The sequence below is a fragment of the Streptomyces melanogenes genome (genome assembly GCF_014649795.1).
Lineage (GTDB): Bacteria > Actinomycetota > Actinomycetes > Streptomycetales > Streptomycetaceae > Streptomyces > Streptomyces noboritoensis.
Genome location: NZ_BMTS01000012.1, coordinates 299,679 through 320,972, shown reverse-complemented (window position 1 = coordinate 320,972; position 21,294 = coordinate 299,679). Strand labels below are relative to the sequence as shown.

At 71.6% G+C, this 21,294-nt stretch carries 18 protein-coding genes; 10 read left to right on the top strand and 8 right to left on the bottom strand.

Annotated features, from left to right (window positions below; all coding sequences use genetic code 11):
• Window positions 1–128: 128 nt before the first annotated feature.
• From IE252_RS26100 to IE252_RS26080, 5 genes are read right to left on the bottom strand one after another with little or no spacing between them, the layout of a single operon-like run.
• Window positions 129–1,439, bottom strand: a complete 1,311-nt coding sequence (locus IE252_RS26100) for a DUF58 domain-containing protein (RefSeq protein WP_190091895.1) — start codon at window positions 1,437–1,439, stop codon at window positions 129–131.
• A gap of 10 nt (window positions 1,440–1,449) precedes the next feature.
• Entirely contained in the window at window positions 1,450–2,433 is a 984-nt protein-coding gene (locus tag IE252_RS26095; RefSeq protein ID WP_190091894.1) for an AAA family ATPase, read from the bottom strand.
• On the bottom strand, window positions 2,430–3,635 hold the full coding sequence (locus IE252_RS26090) for a DUF4350 domain-containing protein (RefSeq protein ID WP_190091893.1): 1,206 nt from the start codon (window positions 3,633–3,635) through the stop codon (window positions 2,430–2,432). The genes IE252_RS26095 and IE252_RS26090 overlap by 4 nt, the downstream gene beginning before the upstream one ends.
• Entirely contained in the window at window positions 3,632–4,348 is a 717-nt protein-coding gene (locus tag IE252_RS26085; RefSeq protein WP_373298615.1) for a DUF4129 domain-containing protein, read from the bottom strand. Before IE252_RS26085 ends, IE252_RS26090 begins: the two co-directional genes overlap by 4 nt.
• Before the next feature lie 4 nt (window positions 4,349–4,352).
• The gene (locus IE252_RS26080; protein ID WP_190091892.1) at window positions 4,353–5,591 is read right to left on the bottom strand and encodes a DUF7847 domain-containing protein; all 1,239 of its coding nucleotides are present in this window, start codon (window positions 5,589–5,591) and stop codon (window positions 4,353–4,355) included.
• 155 nt (window positions 5,592–5,746) lie between these two features.
• Between IE252_RS26080 and mtnA the strand changes: the two genes are divergently transcribed.
• The 7 genes from mtnA to IE252_RS26045 all read left to right on the top strand — a co-directional run bounded on the left by mtnA (window position 5,747) and on the right by IE252_RS26045 (window position 14,373).
• A complete protein-coding gene (mtnA, locus tag IE252_RS26075; RefSeq protein ID WP_190091891.1) occupies window positions 5,747–6,895 on the top strand; it encodes an S-methyl-5-thioribose-1-phosphate isomerase in 1,149 nt (382 codons plus the stop codon).
• Between the two features lie 4 nt (window positions 6,896–6,899).
• Complete coding sequence (gene mtrA / locus IE252_RS26070) at window positions 6,900–7,589, top strand: two-component system response regulator MtrA (RefSeq protein WP_188278465.1); 690 nt, start codon at window positions 6,900–6,902, stop codon at window positions 7,587–7,589.
• A 1-nt stretch (window position 7,590) separates the two neighbouring features.
• On the top strand, window positions 7,591–9,642 hold the full coding sequence (mtrB, locus tag IE252_RS26065; protein ID WP_190091890.1) for an MtrAB system histidine kinase MtrB: 2,052 nt from the start codon (window positions 7,591–7,593) through the stop codon (window positions 9,640–9,642).
• On the top strand, window positions 9,632–11,521 hold the full coding sequence (locus IE252_RS26060) for an LpqB family beta-propeller domain-containing protein (RefSeq protein WP_190091889.1): 1,890 nt from the start codon (window positions 9,632–9,634) through the stop codon (window positions 11,519–11,521). The genes mtrB and IE252_RS26060 overlap by 11 nt, the downstream gene beginning before the upstream one ends.
• Before the next feature lie 110 nt (window positions 11,522–11,631).
• Window positions 11,632–12,390, top strand: coding sequence for a ComF family protein (locus IE252_RS26055; RefSeq protein ID WP_190091888.1), 759 nt, complete (start codon window positions 11,632–11,634; stop codon window positions 12,388–12,390).
• 314 nt (window positions 12,391–12,704) lie between these two features.
• On the top strand, window positions 12,705–13,394 hold the full coding sequence (gene hpf, locus IE252_RS26050) for a ribosome hibernation-promoting factor, HPF/YfiA family (RefSeq protein ID WP_190091887.1): 690 nt from the start codon (window positions 12,705–12,707) through the stop codon (window positions 13,392–13,394).
• A gap of 226 nt (window positions 13,395–13,620) precedes the next feature.
• Window positions 13,621–14,373: a response regulator gene (locus tag IE252_RS26045; RefSeq protein WP_190091886.1), complete on the top strand. Its 753-nt coding sequence runs from the start codon at window positions 13,621–13,623 to the stop codon at window positions 14,371–14,373.
• Window positions 14,374–14,383: 10 nt separating this feature from the next.
• Here IE252_RS26045 and IE252_RS26040 read toward each other — a convergent pair whose 3' ends face one another.
• Window positions 14,384–15,553 (bottom strand): winged helix-turn-helix domain-containing protein, encoded by a 1,170-nt coding sequence (locus tag IE252_RS26040; RefSeq protein WP_190091885.1) that lies wholly within the window; start codon window positions 15,551–15,553, stop codon window positions 14,384–14,386.
• A 73-nt stretch (window positions 15,554–15,626) separates the two neighbouring features.
• Window positions 15,627–16,235, bottom strand: coding sequence for a GNAT family N-acetyltransferase (locus IE252_RS26035; protein WP_190091884.1), 609 nt, complete (start codon window positions 16,233–16,235; stop codon window positions 15,627–15,629).
• A gap of 195 nt (window positions 16,236–16,430) precedes the next feature.
• On the opposite strand from IE252_RS26035, the gene secA reads away from it, so the two are divergent.
• Window positions 16,431–19,277 (top strand): preprotein translocase subunit SecA, encoded by a 2,847-nt coding sequence (gene secA, locus IE252_RS26030; protein ID WP_190091883.1) that lies wholly within the window; start codon window positions 16,431–16,433, stop codon window positions 19,275–19,277.
• Window positions 19,278–19,305: 28 nt separating this feature from the next.
• Here the strand turns inward: secA and IE252_RS26025 are convergent, their stop codons facing one another.
• Window positions 19,306–19,764 (bottom strand): Rv3235 family protein, encoded by a 459-nt coding sequence (locus IE252_RS26025; RefSeq protein WP_229848794.1) that lies wholly within the window; start codon window positions 19,762–19,764, stop codon window positions 19,306–19,308.
• A 267-nt stretch (window positions 19,765–20,031) separates the two neighbouring features.
• Between IE252_RS26025 and IE252_RS26020 the strand changes: the two genes are divergently transcribed.
• On the top strand, window positions 20,032–20,538 hold the full coding sequence (locus tag IE252_RS26020; protein WP_190091882.1) for a DUF6912 family protein: 507 nt from the start codon (window positions 20,032–20,034) through the stop codon (window positions 20,536–20,538).
• 81 nt (window positions 20,539–20,619) lie between these two features.
• Window positions 20,620–21,294 carry an HAD family hydrolase gene (locus tag IE252_RS26015; protein WP_190091881.1) on the top strand — a complete coding sequence of 225 codons (675 nt, stop codon included), beginning with the start codon at window positions 20,620–20,622 and terminating at the stop codon, window positions 21,292–21,294.

Below are 21,294 nucleotides of genomic sequence, written 5' to 3'. Positions count from 1 at the left end.
GGGGACCCTGTGGGAGAGTAGGACACCGCCGAACAATCTTTAGCCTCAACCCCCGTGCCCTTTTGGGCCGGGGGTTGAGGCATTTTTGCGTTCAGGACCCGTTCGGGTCGGCCCCCTCCGCCTCCAATTCAGAGTCGGCCCGCGGCCTTCAGCTCCAGATACGCGTCCGCCAACGCGGGAGCAAGCTCATCCGGGGTCGCGTCCACGACGGTAACGCCATGGCGCATCAGTTGTTCAGCCGTGCGGCGACGCTGTTCTTGGGTGCGGCTGGCAGCGGCCGCTTCGTAGACGGCGTCCACGGTGCCACGTGACTCCGCCATCTTCTTGATGTGAGGGTCGGCGATCGCTGCGACCAGGACTGTGTGGCGCTTGGTGAGCTGCGGGAGCACGGGGAGCAGGCCTTCCTCCACCGGGGCCGCGTCCAGGCTTGTCAGCAGCACGATCAGGGAACGCCGAGGAGCGTTGGCGAGCGCGGCGGCACTCAAGCCCCGGGCGTCTGTCTCCACCAACTCGGGCTCAAGCGGCGCAAGCGCGTTGACCAGAGAGGGCAGGAGTTCGCCGGCGGCGCGGCCCTGTACCTGGGCCCGTACGCGACGGTCGTATGCCAGGAGGTCGACGCGGTCCCCCGCGCGGGAAGCGAGCGCGGCGAGAAGCAGAGTCGCGTCCATGGCGGCGTCCAGGCGGGGGACGTCTCCGACGCGGCCCGCCGACGTACGCCCGGTATCGAGTACGACGAGGATGTGGCGGTCGCGCTCGGGCCGCCAGGTGCGTACGGCGACGGCGTTCTGTCGGGCAGTGGCGCGCCAGTCGATGGAGCGGGTGTCATCGCCGGGGACATAGGGGCGCAGGCTGTCGAACTCGGTGCCTTCGCCTCGGGTCAACACGCTGGTGCGGCCATCGAGTTCGCGTAGCCGGGCCAGCCGGGACGGCAGGTGCTTGCGGCTGGTGAACGGCGGCAGTACGCGCACGGTCCAGGGGACGCGGTGGCTGCCCTGCCGAGAGACGAGGCCGAGCGGTCCGTACGAGCGGACGGTGATCTGCTGGGAGTGGCGGTCGCCCCGCCGGGTCGGGCGCAGGGTCGTGGTGACGCGGCGGCGTTCGCCGGCCGGGACCGTCAACGCGTGCCGGGAAGCGTCCTGTTCGCTGCCGGAGACCCAGCTGCTGGGCGGCCAGGCGTCGCGGAGCTGGGCCTGCAACGGGCGGCCCGAGGGGTTGGTGACGGTGAGGACGACCTCGGCGGCGTCACCCAGTCGAACTGATGTATCACCGTTTCGGGTGAATTGAAGCTTTCGCACTGGCGCGGCGAGGGCGTAGTCGCACATCATTGCGAGTGTGAGGGGGGCGTTGACCGCGAGCATTCCCGCCCAGCTCGGGGCCCATACGCCTACGGGGACGGATCCGAGAGCAGCGAGCAGAGCAGTGCGTCCGGTGAGAGCCACGATCGCCGCCTCAGCGGGGGACGGGGACGTGGGCGAGGACCGAGGTGATGACGGAGTCGGCGGTGACACCCTCCATCTCCGCCTCGGGACGCAACTGGATGCGATGGCGAAGTGTGGGGAGGGCCAAGGCCTTTACGTCGTCGGGGATGACATAGTCCCGGCCCGTGAGCCAGGCCCAGGCGCGAGCGGTGGAGAGCAGAGCGGTGGCGCCTCGGGGAGAGACACCGAGGCTGAGTGAGGGGGATTCACGCGTGGCACGACAGATATCGACGACATAGCCGGTGATCTCTGCGGAGACCGCAGTCTTGGCGACGGCCGCACGGGCCGCCTCGAGATCGGCGGCTCCCGCGACCGGGCGGACTCCGGCCGCCTGGAGGTCACGAGGGTTGAAGCCCTCGGCGTGACGCGCGAGGACGTTGATCTCGTCCGCGCGTGAGGGCAGAGGCACCGTCAACTTCAGCAGGAAGCGGTCCAGCTGGGCTTCCGGCAGGGGATAGGTGCCCTCGTACTCGACGGGGTTCTGCGTCGCGGCGACCAGGAAGGGCTCGGGAAGCGGGCGCGGTGTGCCGTCGACCGTGACCTGACGCTCCTCCATGGCTTCAAGGAGAGAGGACTGGGTCTTCGGGGGCGTGCGGTTGATCTCGTCCGCGAGCAGCAGATTGGTGAACACGGGGCCGGCCTGGAAGGAGAACTCGGCGGTGCGGGCGTCGTAGATCAGCGAGCCGGTGACATCACTGGGCATCAGATCGGGGGTGAACTGGACGCGCTTGGTGTCGAGTTCGAGCGAAGCGGCGAGCGAACGCACGAGGAGCGTCTTGGCGACGCCGGGGACTCCTTCGAGGAGTACATGACCGCGGCACAGCAGGGCCACGACCAGGCCCGTCACGGCGGAGTCCTGGCCGACCACGGCCTTGGCGATCTCGGTGCGCAGGGCCTCCAGGGAGGCGCGGGCGGTGTCCGGGTTCGCTGCGGTCGCCGGGGTTCGGTCGCTCATGAGGTGCGTACCTCTCTTTCGAGGGCGTCGAGTTCGTCCGCGAGGCGGACCAGTGCGGCGTCGTCGGCCGGGGCCGGGCCGAAGAGCAGGACCTGAAGGTCCCGTTCGGCTGACGGGATCCGGGCGGAGACGGCGGGGACGAGGAGTTCGGGCGCGTGCGCCGAGGCGGCGGGCACGCCCAGGAGGGGAGCAAGACGGGTGCGGGTGGCCGAGCGCAGGGCGTCGGCCGCGCGGTCGCGGGCGTTGGCCTTGCGGTAGAGGCGGGCTCGGCCCTCGGTGGCCTCGGACGCGCGGACGGCGACCGGGAGTTGCTCGGTCACCAGGGGGCCGAGGCGGCGGGCTCGCCAGATGGCGGCGAGGGCGGCCGCGAGGGTGAGCTGGAGGGTGGCCCAGAGCCATCCGGACGGGATGAGGTCGAAGAAGCTGCGGTCGCCGCCGTCGGCGGCCGAGACATCACCGAGCGAGGGGAGGTACCAGACCAGATGGGGGCGGGAGCCGAGGAGTTGGAGGGCGAGCGAGGCATTGCCCTGCTTGTCGAGACGGTGGTTGTAGAGGATGTCCGGCGCGCCGAGCAGGACGGTGTCGCCATGGGAGGGGGTCTGTATCCGGAGCAGGGTGGGCAGTCCGCCCGCGGGGTAACAGGCGTCGTCCGCCTGGCCGTCGGCGGCGTAGCGGACGCCTCCGGTGTCGGCGCTTCCGGCGCGGACGGCCAGCGGGAGGGAGCAGTTCGGCTCGCGGTTGTCGACCGAGGACGAGCCCTCTTCCCGTACGCCGGGGGCGAGTACGGGAAGGGAGGGCGCGCCCGGGGAGAGCAGTACGGTGCGTCCGCCGGACCCGGTGGCGGCGGCGTGGAGTCGGCGCTGTTGGGATTCGGTGAGCAGATCGGGGACGGTGACCAGGAGCGTGGTGTCCGGACCCGTGGCGCGGGCGGCCTCGTCGAGTGTGGTGGCCACGCGCGTGGAGACGCCCTGGCCCTTGAGGAGTTCGGCGACGGCGCGACTGCCGTAGCGGTCCGCCGACCGGGGGTCGAGGCGGCCGTGCTGGTCGCCGGAGCGGGTGGCGGCGAGGGTGATCCCGGCGGCCAGGAGGATCACGGCGGCGAGCAGCAGGCCGCGGGTGCGCGTCCAGATCTGACGGGGCGTCGCGTCGGTGGACGTGGAGGCGGGGGAGGCCGCGGTGGCGGCGGGCCTGGGGCCGGTCATTCGGCGGCTCCCGGGGCGGTCGCATCCACTGTGGGGCGTTGGGCGAGGGCGCTGAGATCCGGCTTCGTGCGTTCCAGATCGGTGTCGAGGTCGCGCAGGCGGTGGTACGCGGACTCGTTCGCCGTACGGCCTCCGTATGTGACGTCGTCGAACTCGCGGGCGGCGGTGCGCAGTCGGTCGGCGTGGCCGGGCAGCGGGCGGCCCGCCTCGGCGGCGGCCTCGTCGGCGGTGCGGCCGGGGCGCGGGTCGAGGAGGGCGCGCTCCTCCAGGGAGCGGACGATCGCGCGCATCCGTTCCTGGACGGCCTGGGTCCAGCGGCCGGCCGTGGCGTGGGCCTCGGCGGTGGCGCGGTGCTCGGCGGCGCTGCGCGGGCGGTCGTCGAAGACCGTGCCGACAGTGGAGACGGCGCGCTTCGGGGTGCCCAACCGCCACCAGAGGGCGGCGATCAGGGCCAGGACGAACACGGCGATGGCGACCAGTCCGAGTGCGCCGCCCGGGGCAGCGCCCGAGGCGGCGTCGAACAGGCCGCCGACCCAGTCCCAGAAGCGGTTGAGGGCGCGCTCCAGCGGGTTCGGATCGTTCTCGTGGTACCTCGGTTTGGTCAGTTCGCGCCGTGCCGCCTCGCGGGCGGGCAGGCGCGGAGTGTCCACCGGTGGTTCCCCGGCCGCTCGGACCAGCAGCCGCACCATGGTCGTGCCCCCCGTTGCGGACACCGCATCAGCTCCCGGGAGTCTCGTAGCCCGGCAGGTTCGCGGCGCGGGCGAGATCGAGGTCGAGGGCCTCGCGGCGGATGCGCTGGTCGACGTAGAGCAGTGCGGTCACACCGGCGGAGATCGGGTAGGTGATCGCCGAGCCGATCACGGCGCCGATCCCGGTGATGATCAGGAACGGCCAGCCGAAGTCGGAGGTGGACCCGGAGAAGAGGCTGCCGGCGCCGCCGTCGTCCACGAGCGTTCCGATCACGGTGAACGGGATCGCGATGATCATCGAGACGATGAACGTCAGGAGCACGGTCAGCAGCGTGATGCCGAAGATCCGCCACCAGGCGCCGCGCACCAGCTTGGCGGACCGGCGCAGGGACTTGACGAGGCCCTGGCGCTCCAGCATCAGCGCGGGCGCGGCGAGGCTGAACCGGACCAGCAGCCAGATGACGACCACGACGGCGGCCAGCCCGCCGAGCCCGGCCAGGGCCGCACCCGCGTCCGATCCGATGAGCGCCCCGGGAAGGACGCCGATGCCGACGACCGCGCCCGCCATCAAGGGCAGCAGCACCAGGAGGCCGAGCAGCGGCAGCAGCCTCGGCCGGGCCTCCGCCCAGGCCTCCCGCAGCGTCACCGGGCGCCCCAGGACGGAGCGGCTGATGACGACGGTGAGGACCGCCGTGACGAAGAGCGTGCCGATCAGCGCGAGGACGCCGACGGGCAGCAGGCTGAGCATGCTGGAGCGCAGCGAGTCGAAGGCCTGGTTGATGGCCTCGGTCCCGGTGGCGTCGGGGTCGATCTCCGGAGGGTCCGGCAGGAGGTAGCGCTGGACGAGGATGTCCGCGATCTGCGTGATCACGGCGACCGTGAGGGTCAGGCCAAGGACCGTGCGCCAGTGCGCGCGCATTGTCGACACCGCCCCGTCCAGGATCTCGCCGACCCCGAGCGGGCGGAGCGGGATGACACCGGGCTTGGCGGCGGGCGCGGGGCCCCACCCGTGGTTCCAGTTCCCGCCGGGAGCCGGAGGCCGGCTCCAGCCGCCCTGCTGGGGCGCAGGAGGCCCTGGCGGGGGCGGGGGCGTGCCCTGGCCCGGGGTGGCGGCCGGAGGCGACCACTGGCCCGCCGGAGGCTGGTTCCGGGACCACTGCGAGGACGCGCGGGCCCGGTCGGAGGGCTCGGGCTGCCCGGGCGTGCCGGAGTCCTCGCCGTCGGAGGGGGCCGATCCGGGCGTAGCCCAGCCCGGAGAGTCGTTCACGGTCGTCCACCTCGTGGATTGGTCGTGGGACCAGCTCGGCGAGCCGGCTCGTTGGGGTTGGCAGCCATCGTGCCATGCGGTTCCTGGCTGTGGACCGGCCCCCGTATCTCGTTCGCACCTTCAATTGTCGGCGGCTCACCGGGCAGACTGGGCGGATGGCTGATCACGAGGTGCGATCCACCGTGGGCTCCGAGCCGTCGGGACTGGCACAGCTTCGTTGGGACGAGCCGCCGGAGGGGCCGGTGCTGGTGCTCCTCGACCAGACCCGACTGCCGGCCGAGGAGGTCGAGCTGGTCTGTACGGATGTGCCGGGGCTGGTCCGGGCCATCCAGACGCTGGCCGTCCGAGGGGCGCCGCTGCTGGGGATCGCCGGGGCGTACGGGGTGGCGCTGGCCGGGGTGCGCGGCTTCGACGTACAGGAGGCGGCGGCCCTGCTGGCGGGGGCGCGGCCCACCGCGGTGAACCTCGGGTACGGGGTGCGGCTGGCGCTGGGGTCGTATCAGGCGGCCCTCGACAAGGGCGCGGGCCCGCAGGAGGCCGGGGCGGCGGCGCTTGCGGCCGCGAAGGCCCTGCACCGGGCGGACGCGGAGGCCAGTGCCAGGATGGCGGCCCACGGGCTGGCGCTGCTCGACGAGCTGCTGCCCGGCGGCAGCCACCGGGTGCTCACGCACTGCAACACCGGGCGGCTGGTCTCCGGTGGCGAGGGCACCGCGTTCGCGGTGGCGCTGGCAGCACACCGGGCGGGCCGGCTGCGGCGGCTGTGGGTGGACGAGACACGGCCGCTGCTGCAAGGAGCCAGACTGACCGCGTACGAGGCGGCGCGTAGCGGGATGGCGTACAGCTTGCTGACCGACAATGCTGCGGGTTCGCTGTTCGCGGCGGGGGAGGTGGACGCGGTTCTGATCGGGGCGGATCGCATCGCCGCCGACGGATCGGTGGCCAACAAGGTGGGAAGCTATCCGCTCGCTGTGCTCGCCAAGTACCACCACGTGCCGTTCATCGTGGTGGCGCCGGTCACGACGGTGGATCTGGAAACCCCCGACGGGTCGGCGATCGAGGTCGAGCAGCGCCCCGGGCAGGAGGTGACGGAGCTCACCGGACCGCAGGTTTCCGCGGCCGGGTGGGGGGCCGGCGGCGGACTGCCCGTGGCGCCGCTGGGGACGCAGGCGTACAACCCCGCGTTCGATGTGACGCCCCCCGAGCTGGTGACGGCGATCGTCACCGAGGAAGGTGTGCTCTCACCCGTGACAGGGGGCGGACTGAGAGAGCTGTGTGCCAGGTCACGCCAGGTAACGATTAGCTAATGGGATGATGACATTTATGAAGGGACGCGTCCTTGTCGTCGACGACGACACCGCGCTGGCCGAGATGCTCGGCATTGTGCTGCGTGGAGAAGGTTTTGAGCCGTCGTTCGTAGCGGACGGCGACAAGGCACTGGCGGCATTCCGTGAGGCCAAGCCGGACCTGGTGCTGCTGGACCTCATGCTGCCCGGACGGGACGGCATCGAGGTCTGCAGGCTGATCAGGGCCGAGTCGGGTGTGCCGATCGTGATGCTCACCGCCAAGAGCGACACCGTGGATGTGGTGGTCGGCCTGGAGTCCGGGGCGGACGACTACATCGTGAAGCCGTTCAAGCCGAAGGAGCTGGTCGCCCGTATCCGGGCGCGCCTGAGGAGGTCGGAGGAGCCGGCGCCGGAGCAGCTGGCGATCGGCGATCTGGTGATCGACGTGGCGGGTCACTCCGTGAAGCGGGACGGGCAGTCCATCGCCCTGACCCCGCTGGAGTTCGACCTGCTGGTGGCGCTGGCCCGCAAGCCGTGGCAGGTGTTCACCCGTGAGGTGCTCCTTGAGCAGGTGTGGGGGTACCGGCACGCGGCGGACACGCGGCTGGTCAACGTGCACGTCCAGCGGCTGCGCTCGAAGGTCGAGAAGGACCCCGAGCGGCCGGAGATCGTGGTGACCGTCCGTGGTGTCGGTTACAAGGCCGGACCGAGCTGACATGTCCCGCGGCGGTGCTGCTCCGAAGCCCGGGAAGCCCGGGGTCCGTGGGGGGCGGGCTGCTGGTGTGGGACGCAAGACGACGGCATGGGGCGGGCGGATCCTCCAGGAGGGCACGCCCGGCAGCCCCGTGCTGCGCCTCTTCGTGCGCTGGGTGCGGCGTCCGCTGCTGCCCGCGGTGCGGCTGTGGCGGCGCAACATCCAGCTGCGGGTGGTCGCCTCCACCCTGCTGATGTCGCTGGGTGTGGTGCTGCTGCTCGGGTTCGTTGTCATCGGTCAGGTGCGCAACGGGCTCCTCGTCACCAAGGAGAAGGCGTCCGAGAGCCAGTCCGCGGGCGGCTTCGCCGTGGCCAAGGACAAGGCCAGCGCCCCGGCGGCGCCGGGCGGCCAGGACGACGGCAGCTCGGACGGGCGGGCTGGCAGCTCGGTGACCTGGCGCAGCGAGCTGGTGACCCAGCTCGCCAGTGGCGGCCAGGGCGCGTTCTACGTGGTCGCGCTGAGCGCCGACTCCGAGGACTCGGGCTCCAGCAACCGGGGCCCGCGCGCCTCGGGCGGCGTGGACCCGGTCGCGAGCGTCCCGCAGAGCCTGCGGGACAACGTCGACCAGGGCACGGGGGCGTACAAGACGTACGCCTCGATCAAGTACCTCGACGGCCAGGAGCCCAAGCCGGGGCTGGTCATCGGAACCAAGCTGAAGGACGTCGACGGCCAGGCCTACCAGCTGTACTACCTCTTCCCGCTGGCGCAGGAGGAGAAGACGCTGAGCCTGGTCAAGGGCACCCTCGCGACCGCCGGGCTGTTCCTGGTGGTGCTGCTCGGCGCGATCGCCTGGCTGGTGGTGCGCCAGGTCGTCACCCCGGTCCGGATGGCGGCGCAGATCGCGGAGCGGCTCTCCGCGGCCAAGCTCCAGGAGCGGATGAAGGTCACCGGCGAGGACGACATCGCGCGGCTCGGCGAGGCCTTCAACAAGATGGCGCAGAACCTCCAGATCAAGATCCAGCAGCTGGAGGAGCTGTCGCGGATGCAGCGGCGGTTCGTCTCGGACGTCTCGCACGAGCTGCGGACGCCGCTGACGACCGTACGGATGGCGGCGGACGTCATCCATGAGGCGCGCGTCGACTTCGATCCGGTGACGGCGCGGTCGGCGGAGCTGCTGGCCGGGCAGCTGGACCGGTTCGAGTCGCTACTCGCCGACCTGCTGGAGATCAGCCGGTTCGACGCGGGCGCGGCGGCCCTGGAGGCCGAGCCGATAGACCTGCGGGATGTCGTACGACGGGTGATCGAGGGCGCCGAGCCGCTCGCCGAGCGCAAGGGCACCCGGATACGGGTGGTCGGCGACGACCAGCCGGTGGTCGCGGAGGCCGATGCCCGCAGGGTCGAGCGGGTGCTGCGCAACCTCGTGGTGAACGCCGTGGAGCACGGCGAGGGCCGGGATGTGGTGGTGCGCATGGGCGTGGCCGGCGGCGCCGTCGCGGTCGCGGTGCGCGACTACGGAGTGGGCCTGAAGCCGGGCGAGGCGACCCGGGTGTTCAACCGCTTCTGGCGGGCCGACCCGGCCCGGGCCAGGACGACCGGAGGCACGGGCCTCGGCCTGTCGATCGCGGTCGAGGACGCACGGCTGCACGGCGGCTGGCTGCAGGCCTGGGGCGAGCCCGGTGGCGGCTCCCAGTTCCGGCTGACGCTGCCGCGCACGGCCGACGAGCCGCTGCGCGGATCGCCGATACCGCTGGAGCCGGAGGACTCGCGGGCCGCGCGCGAGCGGGCCCGCCAGGGCGCGGCCGCCGAGCAGGGCAACGGGCTGCGGCTGGCGAGCGTGCCGGTCCAGCCCGCCGCCACCCGCTCCTCGCTGCCCGTGCCGCCCCGGCCCCCGGTCCCGCCGAGGACGTCCGGGCCGGCCGCCGACCCGACCGCGCTGCCCGGTGGCGGCGGGGCCAGGGTGGTGCCCCGGGTCAGTGACGCGCGCGTGGAGGGCGAATCCGTACCATCGCAGGCTGCTGACACAGCGGCTGCCCCGGCAGCCGCCGACCAGGAGGAATCGGCTCGTGGGCGCTGATCGGGGGAGGGGCCGCGGCCGTCGGCTGCGGTCGGCCGCGCTGCTGGGCTGCGGCGGTGTGCTGGTGGCGGGGTGCGCGTCGATGCCCGACAGCGGCGACGTGCACGCGGTGCAGGCCTCGCAGCGCGCCGACTCACAGGTGCAGGTGTACGCGGTGCCGCCGCGTGAGGGGGCGGCCGCCGACGAGATAGTCGACGGGTTCCTGGAGGCGATGACCAGTGACGACCCGCAGTTCGCGACGGCCCGCAAGTATCTGACGCCGCAGGCCGCGCGGACCTGGAAGCCGGATCAGGCGACCACGGTGCTGGCCGACGGGCCGAACCCGCAGCCGAACCGGACCAACGACAAGGGCGACAGTTCGAGCTTCACGTTCACGGTGACCGGGAAGCCGGTCGCCGTGGTGGACAAGCAGCACGCCTACCAGCCGGCCGGGCCGAAGTCGGCGTACAACGAGACGATCCATCTCGTACGACAGAACACGCCCAGCGGCAAGGAGTGGCGCATCGACGCGCTGCCCGAGGGGCTGCTGCTGGGGCAGTCGGACTTCCAGCGCATCTACCGCTCCGTCAACAAGTACTACTTCGCGTCGGGGCAGGACCGGCTGGTGGCCGATCCGGTGTACGTGCGTCAGCGCAACGACCCCGAGACGCAGATGAACCTGGTCACCCAGACGGTCATGGCCGTCCTGGAGGGGCCGACCAACTGGCTGCGGCCGGTGGTGGGTTCGCGCTTCCCGAGCGGTACGGCGCTGAAGGAGGGCACCAAGTCGCTCTCGTTCGACGACCGCAACGCGCTGAAGGTGCCGCTGAACGAGCGGGCGTCCAACGTCGGCGGGAGCCAGTGCCTCAAGATGGCGGCCCAACTGCTGTTCACGCTACGGGATCTGACGGCCACTCGGGTCGGCCAGGTCGAGCTGGACCGGGCGAACGGCTCGCAGCTGTGCGTGCTCGGCGGCGACCAGGCCGAGGGGTACGCGCCGGACCACATCTCGCCCAAGCCCGGCCAGTACTTCGTGGACGAGCAGGGCCGCCTCGCGCGGATGCGCGCCGGTACGCGTGACAGCACGGAAGGCACCGACGGCGCGGACAGCGCGGACGGGGACGTGGTCACCGAGCTGGTGCCCGGGCCGTTCGGCCGGACGGGGCAGGCGCTGCGTACGGTCGCGGTGGAGCGGGGCGAGAGGCGCGCGGCGGGGGTGGCGGCCGACGGCCGTTCGCTGCACGTGGCGCCGATCGTGTCCGACGGCGAGCTGGTGAAGACGCTGGTGACCAGTCAGAGCAAGGATCTGAAGGACGGTCTTTCGGCGCCGAGTTGGGACGGCCGCAACGACCTGTGGGTGGCCGACCGGGATCCGGGCCACTCCCGGCTGCTCCGCCTCGACCACGGCGAGGGCCAGCCGCAGGAGGTCGATGTCGCCGGTCTGAACGGGGCGCGCATCGAGCAGGTGCGGATGTCGGCGGACGGGGTGCGGATCGCGCTCCTGGTGAACGAGGGCGGTCACACGACGCTGCGGATCGGCCGCGTGGAGCGGATCGGCGACCCGGAGCACCCGCAGGTCTCCGTGGTGGAACTGCGCCCCGGAGCGCCGCAGATGGAGGACGTGACGGCCGTTTCCTGGGCCGGTCGCAGCCGCCTCGTCGTGGTCGGCAAGGAGTCCGGTGGCCTCCAGCAGCAGCTGCGCTACATGCAGACGGACGGCTCGTTGTCGGCCGCGGGCAATCTGCCGGGCGCCAACCGGGTGACCGAGATCGCCGCGGCGGACGACGAGCGGCTGCCGCTGGTGGCGCACTCGCGGGAGGACGGCATCGTCCGGCTGCCGCCGGGCGCCAACTGGAAGACGGCGGTCAAGAAGGGCTCCTCGCCGGTCTACCCGGGCTGACGGCCGCGCCGCCCGGGCGGTCGCTCCACGGCTCCGACATTGGCTCGGTCGCCCCGGTGGGTTTTCCACAGGGGTGGCCGGGCAGCCGTCCTGTTGGCACAGTGGATGCCATGCGGGGATGGTGGCAGGAGATCTCCGGGCTGGTACTGCCGGTTGCCTGCGGCGGCTGCGGCAGTCCCCGTACCGCGCTGTGCGAGCGGTGCGCGGCCGCGCTGCTCGGTGCGCGGGCACGGCGGGTCCGACCTGCCCCCGAGCCCGCGGGACTGCCGGTGGTGTACGCGGCGGCCGTGTACGAGGACGCCGTACGGGCGGTGCTGCTCGCGCACAAGGAACGGGGCGCCCTGGGCCTGGCCGGGGTCCTCGGGCAGGCACTCGCGGGCGCGGTGCGCGCGGCCGCCGGAGCGCCCCGGGACGGGCCGCTGCTGCTCGTGCCGGTGCCGTCGGCGCGGCGGGCGGTGCGGGCGCGCGGGCATGATCCGGCGCGCCGGATCGCCCTGGCGGCGGCCGGGGAGTTGCGGCGTACGGGTACGGACGCGCGCGTGGCGGCGGTGCTGCGCCAGCGGCGTGCGGTGGCGGACCAGTCGGGGCTGAGCGCCCGGCAGCGGCTGGCGAATCTGAGCGGGGCGCTGGAGGTGTCGGCGGGCGGTGACAGGCTGCTGGAGGGCGGCCGGGTGGTCCTGGTGGACGACCTGATGACCACGGGAGCCTCGCTGGTGGAGGCGGCCCGGGCCGTCGCGGGCGTCGGCCGGACGACGACCGGGGCGGTCGGCGGTGCCCCGGCGCACGCAAATGCGGGATTCGCGCAACGTACGGCCGCAGCCGCGGTCGTCGCATCCACTCCGGCATCTTTCGAAATAAACCGGAACTGACAGGGAACTTGCATCGTTGCAGGTAGTGAGAGGGAGAAAACACCTGAACGGAGGTACGTGCGGGTAGCGGGTGCCGACATCCGTCCGAGCGAGCTATGTTCGGTTGTGAGGAATGGCGAGAGTCGGCCTCACTGAATGCACGGCCCTGCTTCTGGGTATTTCCCCGACCCTGAAGTCGGTGGGGTGGCGATCTTCCCCTCGGGGGAGGAGGAGGTGAAAGTCGCCCAGTCCGAGACTCCGGTGGTCACCGGAGTCTGGTGCAAGAGGGAGATGCTCCGCAGTGAAGGCGGAGTGATCCGGGAACGGAGTTCTGCGTGGACATCGTCGTCAAGGGCCGCAAGACCGAGGTACCCGAGCGGTTCCGCAAGCACGTGGCCGAGAAGCTGAAGCTGGAGAAGATCCAGAAGCTCGACGGCAAGGTAATCAGCCTCGACGTCGAGGTGTCCAAGGAACACAACCCGCGGCAGGCCGACCGTTCCGACCGAGTGGAGATCACGCTGCACTCGCGTGGCCCGGTGATCCGGGCGGAGGCGGCGGCAGGCGACCCGTACGCAGCCCTCGACCTGGCCCACAGCAAGCTGGAGGCGCGGCTGCGCAAGCAGCACGACAAGCGCTACACCCGCAGGGGCAACGGTCGGCTCTCGGCTGCCGAGGTGGCCGACGTGGTCCCGGGCGTGGCCCAGTTGAACGGAAGCGGGGAGCTCGTGGACGGTGCGATGGAGGAGCGCGTTCCCATCACCCGGATGGGATCGGTCGAGGTGCAGGGCGAAGGCCCGCTCGTGGTCCGCGAGAAGACCCATGTGGCCGCACCGATGACGCTCGACCAGGCGCTCTACGAGATGGAGCTGGTCGGGCACGACTTCTACCTCTTCGTCGACTCCGAGACGAAGCAGCCCAGCGTGGTCTACCGGCGGCACGCCTACGACTACGGCGTGATTCATCTGGAATCGGACCCGCTCGCCGGTGAGGACGCGAGCGGCGCCGGCGGAGCACTCGGCGGCTGACCAGGTCGGCGGCGCGCTGAACGGATCGGTGCGGCGCGCCGTACCAGAGTGCGGTGATGCCCCTGGAGCGCTTGTGTGCGCCCCCAGGGGCACCACTGTGCGACCGGTGGACCACCGCTCTGTCGGCCGGGCATGAAATCATGGCGTCGCACGCCAACCGCTGCTCCGTGGAGCGCGGTTGGTGCAGCCACACCAACTCGGGCCATGGCCTTCAGGGGGAGGAACGATGGCAGACAGCTTCGGGCCGGTGCACGACGGGTCGGCCGCGGACGGTTCTGACGGGGCTCCCACCGGCATGGAAGCGGCCGGATCGCGCAAGGAGCCGATCCGGGTGCTGGTCGTCGACGACCATGCGCTGTTCCGCCGCGGCCTGGAGATCGTGCTGGCCGCGGAGGAGGACATCCAGGTCGTCGGCGAGGCGGGCGACGGGGCGGAGGCCGTGGACAAGGCGGCGGACCTGCTTCCGGACATCGTGCTGATGGACGTACGGATGCCGAGGCGCGGCGGGATCGAGGCCTGCACCTCCATCAAGGAGGTGGCCCCCAGCGCGAAGATCATCATGCTGACGATCAGCGACGAGGAGGCCGACCTCTACGACGCGATCAAGGCGGGTGCGACGGGCTACCTCCTCAAGGAGATCTCCACCGACGAGGTGGCGACCGCGATCCGGGCGGTGGCGGACGGCCAGTCCCAGATCAGCCCGTCGATGGCGTCGAAGCTGCTCACCGAGTTCAAGTCGATGATCCAGCGCACCGACGAGCGTCGGCTGGTGCCCGCGCCGCGGCTGACCGACCGCGAGCTGGAAGTACTCAAGCTCGTCGCCACGGGGATGAACAACCGGGACATCGCCAAAGAGTTGTTCATCTCCGAGAACACCGTGAAGAACCACGTCCGCAACATCCTGGAGAAGCTGCAGCTGCACTCCAGGATGGAGGCGGTGGTGTACGCGATGCGCGAGAAGATCCTGGAGATCCGCTAGCCGCCTCGGCTCAGGCCGCCGCGATCGCCGCCGTCAGCTCCCGGGCGAGCCCCGGGGTGTCGGCGCGCTCGATCCGTACGGCGTCGCAGCCCACCCACCGCGCCGCCTCCAGCAGGGCCTGGGCCATCGGGGCTATGGCCTTCGGCGTGTCCAGGGAGACCTGCTTGGCGACCAGCGTGCGGCCCTCGCGGGCCGGATCCGCGCGGCCGAGCAGCTTGCCGCCCGCCAGCAGGGGCATCGCGAAGTATCCGTACACCCGCTTCGGCTTGGGCGTGTAGGCCTCCAGGCGGTGGCTGAAGCCGAAGATCCGCTCGGTGCGCGCGCGGTCCCAGATGAGCGAGTCGAAGGGCGACAGGAGCGTCGTGCGGTGGCGTCCGCGCGGCTCGGTGGCCAGCGCCTCCGGGTCCGCCCAGGCGGGCTTGTCCCAGCCCTGGACGGTGACGGGCACCAGGCCGGAGTCGGCGATCACCGCGTCCACCTGCTCGCCCTTGAGGCGGTGGTAGTCCGCGATGTCCGCGCGCGTGCCGACGCCGAGGGAGCGGCCCGCCAGCGCCACGAGCCGGCGCAGGCACTCGGTGTCGTCCAGCTCGTCGTGGAGGAAGGCGTCCGGGATGGCGCGCTCGGCCAGGTCGTACACCCGCTTCCAGCCGCGTCGTTCGGTGCACACCACCTCGCCGTACATCAGCGCGCGCTCGACGGCGACCTTGGACTCGGACCAGTCCCACCACTCGCCCTTGTTCTTGGCGCCGCCCAAGTCCGTCGCGGTCAGCGGGCCTTCGGCCCGCAGCTGCTTGATCACCTGCTCGTACGCCCCGTCGGGCAGGTCGTGGTGCCAGTGCGGGCGGGAGCGGTAGGCGCGGCGGCGGAAGGCGAAGTGCGGCCACTCCTCGACGGGGAGGATGCAGGCGGCGTGCGACCAGTACTCGAAGGCGTGGCCGTCCGTCCAGTACGCCTCGTCCACCGTCTTGCGGCCCACCGCGCCCAGACGCGCGTACGGAATCAGCTCGTGCGACCGGGCGAGGACCGAGATGGTGTCGAGCTGGACCGCGCCCAGGTGGCGCAGCACCCCCCGCACCCCGCCCCTGCGGTCGGGGGCGCCCATGAATCCCTGGGCGCGCAGGGCGATGCGACGGGCCTCGTCGGCGGAGAGCTGAGCGGCGGGACGCGGCAGGCTGGTCATGCTCCGCACGATAGACGGCGGCACTGACAATCGACCGGGGAGAGCCCCTGGCCCGGGACGGCCCGCGCCCGCCTCACCCCCCGGACGGCAAGTACGCGCGCGTAGTGGGCAGGCCCAGGTCGCTGGGGAGGAGGCCGCCCACCCAGCTGTCGCGGCGGGTGCCGCCGTGGACGAGGGCCGCGCGCAGGGTGCCCTCCATGGTGAAGCCCGCCTTCTCGGCCACCGCGCGCGAGGCCGCGTTGCCGACCTCCGCTCGCCACTCCAGGCGCTCGACGCCCGCCGACGTGAAGGCCCAGCGGGCCGCCGCCACCGCCGCCTCGGTCATATAGCCGCGGCCCCGGTGCTCCTTGGCCGCCCAGAACCCCAGCTCGGCGACGTTCTCGCCGCGCCGCATGACACCGACCATCGCCACCAGCGCGCCCTCCGGCGCCACCCCCTGAGCCTCACCCGTCCCGGAGGCATCCCTGAGGAGTACCGCGAAGGTGAATTCGGAGTCGTCCCGCCAGCCGTTGGGCGCGAAGGTGCCGGTGAAGGACTCGGCGTGCTCGCGCAGGTAGGGCGAGGGGACGGTGGTCCAGCGCTGGATGTCGGGGTCCTGACAGGCCGCGTACGCCGCGTCCGCGTCCTGCGGGCCGACGGGGCGCAGCAGCAGGCGCTCGGTGCTGAGGATGACTGGGTCCATCGGCTGATTCTCCGTGCCGGGCCGGAACGGACGCCAGGGCTTTTCGTGTTTCCCGGCACCTTCCGGGCGCCCTGTCCGTTGTCGTCATGGCAGACCTCCCGGCGCGGGCGGGTCCTCGCATACGATGGCCGTTGCCCAGAAGTAATCAACCGTACTCGACCGCGCCAGGCCCGACCGGCAAGGAGACCAACCCCCGTGTCCGTCCTCTCAAAGCTCATGCGTGCAGGCGAAGGCAAGATCCTGCGCAAGCTGCACCGCATCGCGGACCAGGTCAACTCCATCGAAGAGGACTTCGTGAACCTCTCCGACGCCGAGCTCCGTGCCCTCACCGACGAGTACAAGGAGCGGTACGCGAACGGGGAGAGCCTGGACGACCTGCTCCCGGAAGCCTTCGCCACCGTCCGCGAGGCCGCCAAGCGCGTCCTCGGACAGCGCCACTACGACGTCCAGATGATGGGCGGCGCCGCGCTGCACCTCGGCTACGTCGCCGAGATGAAGACCGGTGAGGGCAAGACCCTCGTCGGCACCCTCCCGGCGTACCTCAACGCGCTCTCCGGCAAGGGCGTGCACCTGATCACGGTCAACGACTACCTGGCCGAGCGCGACTCCGAGATGATGGGCCGCGTGCACCGCTTCCTCGGCCTCGAGGTCGGCTGCATCCTGGCCAACATGTCGCCCGCCGAGCGCCGCGCGCAGTACGCCTGCGACATCACGTACGGAACGAACAACGAGTTCGGCTTCGACTACCTGCGCGACAACATGGCGTGGTCCCAGGAGGAGCTCGTCCAGCGCGGTCACAACTTCGCGATCGTCGACGAGGTCGACTCGATCCTGGTCGACGAGGCGCGTACGCCGCTGATCATCTCCGGCCCGGCCGACCAGGCCACCAAGTGGTACGGCGACTTCGCCAAGCTGGTCACGCGCCTCACCAAGGGTGAGGCGGGCAACCCGCTCAAGGGCATCGAGGAGACCGGCGACTACGAGGTCGACGAGAAGAAGCGCACCGTCGCCATCCACGAGCCCGGCGTCGCCAAGGTCGAGGACTGGCTGGGCATCGACAACCTCTACGAGTCGGTGAACACCCCGCTCGTCGGTTACCTGAACAACGCCATCAAGGCGAAGGAACTGTTCAAGAAGGACAAGGACTACGTCGTCATGGACGGCGAAGTCATGATCGTCGACGAGCACACCGGCCGTATCCTCGCCGGCCGCCGCTACAACGAGGGCATGCACCAGGCGATCGAGGCGAAGGAAGGGGTGGACATCAAGGACGAGAACCAGACCCTCGCCACGATCACCCTGCAGAACTTCTTCCGCCTCTACAAGCGCCACGACCAGGACGGCAAGGAAGAGCCCGGCCTCTCCGGCATGACCGGTACGGCGATGACCGAGGCGGCCGAGTTCCACCAGATCTACAAGCTCGGTGTCGTCCCGATCCCGACCAACCGCCCGATGGTCCGCAAGGACCAGTCCGACCTGATCTACCGCACCGAGGTCGCGAAGTTCGAGGCGGTCGTCGACGACATCGCCGACAAGCACGAGAAGGGCCAGCCGATCCTGGTCGGCACCACCTCGGTCGAGAAGTCCGAGTACCTCTCGCAGCAGCTCTCCAAGCGCGGCATCCAGCACGAAGTGCTGAACGCGAAGCAGCACGACCGGGAGGCGACGATCGTCGCCCAGGCGGGCCGCAAGGGCGCCGTCACGGTCGCCACGAACATGGCCGGCCGAGGCACCGACATCAAGCTCGGCGGCAACCCGGACGACCTCGCCGAGGCGGAGCTGCGCCAGCGCGGCCTGGACCCGGTGGAGCACGTCGAGGAGTGGGCGCACGCGCTGCCCGCCGCCCTGGAGAAGGCCGAGCAGGCCGTCAAGGCCGAGTTCGAAGAGGTCAAGGAGCTCGGCGGGCTCTACGTGCTGGGCACCGAGCGGCACGAGTCGCGCCGCATCGACAACCAGCTGCGCGGCCGCTCCGGCCGTCAGGGCGACCCGGGCGAGTCCCGCTTCTACCTGTCGCTCGGCGACGACCTGATGCGCCTGTTCAAGGCCCAGATGGTCGAGCGCGTCATGTCGATGGCGAACGTGCCGGACGACGTGCCGATCGAGAACAAGATGGTGACGCGCGCGATCGCGTCGGCCCAGTCGCAGGTCGAGCAGCAGAACTTCGAGACGCGCAAGAACGTCCTGAAGTACGACGAGGTGCTCAACCGCCAGCGCGAGGTCATCTACGGCGAGCGCCGCCGCGTCCTGGAGGGCGAGGACCTGCACGAGCAGGTGCAGCACTTCATGGACGACACCATCGACGCCTACATCCAGGCGGAGACCGTCGAGGGCTTCGCCGAGGAGTGGGACCTGGACCGGCTGTGGGGCGCCTTCAAGCAGCTCTACCCGGTGAAGGTCACCGTGGAGGAGCTGGAGGAGGCGGCGGGCGACCGCGCGGGCATCACCGCCGAGTTCATCGCCGAGTCCATCAAGGACGACATCCACGAGCAGTACGCGGCGCGCGAGGAGCAGCTCGGCTCCGAGATCATGCGTGAGCTGGAGCGGCGCGTGGTCCTCTCGGTGCTCGACCGCAAGTGGCGCGAGCACCTCTACGAGATGGACTACCTCCAGGAGGGCATCGGCCTCCGCGCCATGGCGCAGAAGGACCCGCTGGTCGAGTACCAGCGCGAGGGCTTCGACATGTTCAACGCCATGATGGACGGCATCAAGGAGGAGTCCGTCGGCTACCTGTTCAACCTGGAGGTCCAGGTCGAGCAGCAGGTCGAGGAGGTCCCGGTCGAGGACGCGGCGCCCTCCGACAAGCCGTCCCTGGAGAAGGAGCCCGCCGGGGCGCGTCCGGAGATCCGGGCCAAGGGCCTGGACGCCCCGCAGCGCCCGGACCGGCTGCACTTCTCCGCCCCGACGGTGGACGGCGAGGGCGGTGTCGTCGAGGGCGACTTCGACAACGGCGACGAGCCGGCCCGCTCCGAGGCGGACGGCATGACCCGCGCGGAGCGCCGCAAGGCCCAGAAGAGCACGGGCGGCCGCCGCCGCAAGAAGTAGCCGCGAGGCGCCTGTGAGGCGCGCGCAGTCACCGGGTGGGGCCGGGCACCGTACGGGTGCCCGGCCCCACTTCTACGGCCGCACAGCGCCAGCGCAGGTCGGCGCCCTGCTCCAGGCGGAAGGCCATGGCGCGTACGTGGTCGCCCGCCCCGATGCGGGCGAAGGCCTCGATGACGCCCGGCTGGGGCACGTACTCGTCGCAGTGCCGCACCACCGGGCGACAGGAGGCACGCAGCGGGCTGGCCGGGGCGAGCAGCACCAGCTGCTCGTACGCCTCGCCGACGGTGTGCCCCAGCATCCAGTGGACCGGGCGGTGGCCGCTGAGGACGGCGAGCAGGCGCTCCGCGAACCAGTAGCGGGGCAGCCGCTGCCGCCGTGCGTAGGCGGAAGTGGCACCCGTCCTGCCGGGCCCCACGCGGTCGCCGCGGCCCGCGGGCCGGGTCCTGTCGGTCCGCACGTCGGCCCGCGTCCTGTCGGTCCTGTTCATCTCTGTCGCCCCCTTTGATACCGGCGAGTAGCTTTCTGTTGGGGATCTTGTACGGGGGCGGCGACGCCGGTCGCAAGGGCGGCGGGGCGGGCGGGGCAGGGCCCGGGGGATTCACCTATCAGGGTGATACGGCGCACTGCGGGGCCGGTGGCGACGGGGAATCCGGCGCCACGCGCCCCGAGGCCCCGGACGCCGCGCGGGCAACCCGAAGGGGGACTCCCGCACGTATCCTGAGTGCGTCTTCCGACCAGAAAAGAGCGGCCTGTCATGCGCGTGTACCTCCCTCTGACCCTCCCTGGTCTTGCGACGGCGCACACGGCGGGAGAGCTCGGCTCCGGCCCGCTGACCGCCTACGCCGTCACGCCGGGGCTGCGCGAGTGGTACGTCTCGGACGACATCGAGGAGCTGGAGTACGCGGCGCTGAGCCGGGCCGCGGCGGCGTCGCTGCGGTTGCTCGCCGGGGACCCGGAGGCCGCCAGGCGCCGGGTCGTGGTCGCCGTGGACGTGCCCGACGGGGCCGCCTCCGCCGACCCCGACCGCAGCCTGGACGCGAGCGCGCTCGGCGAGGTGCGGATCTCCGGCCCGGTGCCGCTGGCCAAGGCGGCCGCGGTGCACGTGGACGCGGACGACGCGGTCACCGACGTCGCGGCGGCGGCCGACGCGCTGGGCGCGGCGGACAAGGGCGACGACGACGCGCAGTTCACGGTCGACGGCGCCGAGGACCACGAGCTGCTGTGGTTCGGGGTGCAGGAGATCCCCAACCTGATCGGCTGACAGCACGGCTGACCTGCACCTTTGGGCACCTCAAGGGCCCGAGCGCGGTCCGTTGTCAGTGGGGGTGGGTACCGTTCTGGCATGGGGAAGCGCACGACGCATCTGGTCTGGGACTGGAACGGCACACTGCTCGACGACATCACCGCGGTCATCGAGGCGACCAACGCCGCCTTCGCGGAGCTCGGCCTGGAGCCGATCACGCTGGAGCGGTACCGCGAGCTGTACTGCGTGCCGATACCCCGCTTCTACGAGCGGCTGATGGGGCGGCTGCCGACCGAGGCGGAGTGGCTCGTGATGGACGAGGCGTTCCACAAGCACTACTGGCGCCGGGCGGACGCCTGCGCGCTCACGGCGGGCGCCGCCGAGCTGCTCGCCGCGCGCCGGGCGGCCGGGCGCAGCCAGTCGCTGCTGTCGATGGCGCCCCACGAGCACCTGGTGCCGATCGTGCGCCGGCACGGCATCACCGAGCACTTCCTGCGCGTCGACGGGCGCACCGGCCCCTCGCACGGCAGCAAGGCCGAGCACATGGTCCGGCATCTGACGCTGCTGCGGGAGGCGGGCGAGGGGATATCCGCCGACCGGGTCGTGGTGATCGGGGACGCGGTGGACGACGCCGTGGCCGCGGCGCACGTCGGCGCGCGGGCGGTGCTGTTCACCGGCGGGTCGCACAGCCGGGCCAGCCTCGCGGTGGCGGGCGTGCCGGTGGTGGACACGCTGGCGGAGGCGGTCGAGACGGCGGAGCTGCTGGCGGGCTGA

Excerpts from the sequence above, each read along its gene's own strand:
- mtrA (WP_188278465.1), top strand. The coding sequence starts at position 6,900 with ATGATGACATTTATGAAGGGACGCGTCCTTGTCGTCGACGACGACACC.
- mtrB (WP_190091890.1), top strand. The coding sequence starts at position 7,591 with ATGTCCCGCGGCGGTGCTGCTCCGAAGCCCGGGAAGCCCGGGGTCCGT.
- IE252_RS26035 (WP_190091884.1), bottom strand. The coding sequence starts at position 16,235 with ATGGACCCAGTCATCCTCAGCACCGAGCGCCTGCTGCTGCGCCCCGTC.
- IE252_RS26015 (WP_190091881.1), top strand. The coding sequence starts at position 20,620 with ATGGGGAAGCGCACGACGCATCTGGTCTGGGACTGGAACGGCACACTG.
- IE252_RS26095 (WP_190091894.1), bottom strand. The coding sequence starts at position 2,433 with ATGAGCGACCGAACCCCGGCGACCGCAGCGAACCCGGACACCGCCCGC.
- IE252_RS26040 (WP_190091885.1), bottom strand. The coding sequence starts at position 15,553 with ATGACCAGCCTGCCGCGTCCCGCCGCTCAGCTCTCCGCCGACGAGGCC.
- IE252_RS26090 (WP_190091893.1), bottom strand. The coding sequence starts at position 3,635 with ATGACCGGCCCCAGGCCCGCCGCCACCGCGGCCTCCCCCGCCTCCACG.
- IE252_RS26020 (WP_190091882.1), top strand. The coding sequence starts at position 20,032 with ATGCGCGTGTACCTCCCTCTGACCCTCCCTGGTCTTGCGACGGCGCAC.
- IE252_RS26025 (WP_229848794.1), bottom strand. The coding sequence starts at position 19,764 with ATGAACAGGACCGACAGGACGCGGGCCGACGTGCGGACCGACAGGACC.
- IE252_RS26055 (WP_190091888.1), top strand. The coding sequence starts at position 11,632 with ATGCGGGGATGGTGGCAGGAGATCTCCGGGCTGGTACTGCCGGTTGCC.
- mtnA (WP_190091891.1), top strand. The coding sequence starts at position 5,747 with ATGGCTGATCACGAGGTGCGATCCACCGTGGGCTCCGAGCCGTCGGGA.
- IE252_RS26045 (WP_190091886.1), top strand. The coding sequence starts at position 13,621 with ATGGCAGACAGCTTCGGGCCGGTGCACGACGGGTCGGCCGCGGACGGT.